Raw genomic sequence first — 650 nt, 5'->3', positions numbered from 1 at the left:
TTACATAAGTGTGAGGAACTGTCCGGTCATTTTGGGGGCTGCTTCACTTCACCCCCTGCACGTACCCAGACGCACACATGTGCGTATGCGCAACTTGCGCAAATCTCCTATGCGTAAATTCCGTTACACGCAAACCGTTTCTGCTCACGCGTGCGCATATATGCAAACGCAGAGTGATATTGTGTAGGAAAATGCCATTTTGAGCGCGCATAACGAAACTTTAGATGCGCAAATTGTATAGATGTTCAATATGCGTATCGGAGGTTTGCACCATCCAAAGACAAGCAATTAAATTCGCGCAAACATGACATCCGCTGGAGAAATCCCGGCGAATGTTGTTTCCTAAGCGGTCGCACAAATGTGCCCAAAGCAGGCGCGAAAAAAATGCCTTACGGTTACGAATGGGATCAGCAAAGGGCACGCGGGCTGATCGGCTGCCTGATCGAGGAAACCGGCTTGTCCGCAACAGAGATTGCACGCCGGTCGGGTTTGGCCCCTTCGACGCTAACCCGCATCTATCCGACTCCCTCGGTAGGCTACTCCCTATCGGCGCGCAGCATAACCAAGCTCAAGGAAGCGTTTCCCGAAGCATTCGCCATGTGTGTCAACGGCGGTCGGATTTTAGGCCAGCGCGGCGGAGTAAAAGCAGG

At 52.3% G+C, this 650-nt stretch carries 1 protein-coding gene; it reads left to right on the top strand.

Features of this window, described 5'->3' with window-relative positions:
- Positions 1 to 384: 384 nt before the first annotated feature.
- Positions 385 to 650 (top strand): helix-turn-helix domain-containing protein (locus tag ET21_RS27555; protein ID WP_337587942.1); only part of this gene is annotated, 266 nt, incomplete at its 3' end.

Source organism: Sphingobium sp. DC-2 (genome assembly GCF_000722555.1).
Lineage (GTDB): Bacteria > Pseudomonadota > Alphaproteobacteria > Sphingomonadales > Sphingomonadaceae > Sphingobium > Sphingobium quisquiliarum.
Note: the sequence above shows the minus strand (reverse complement) of the source record. Positions and strands in the feature narration are given on the sequence as shown.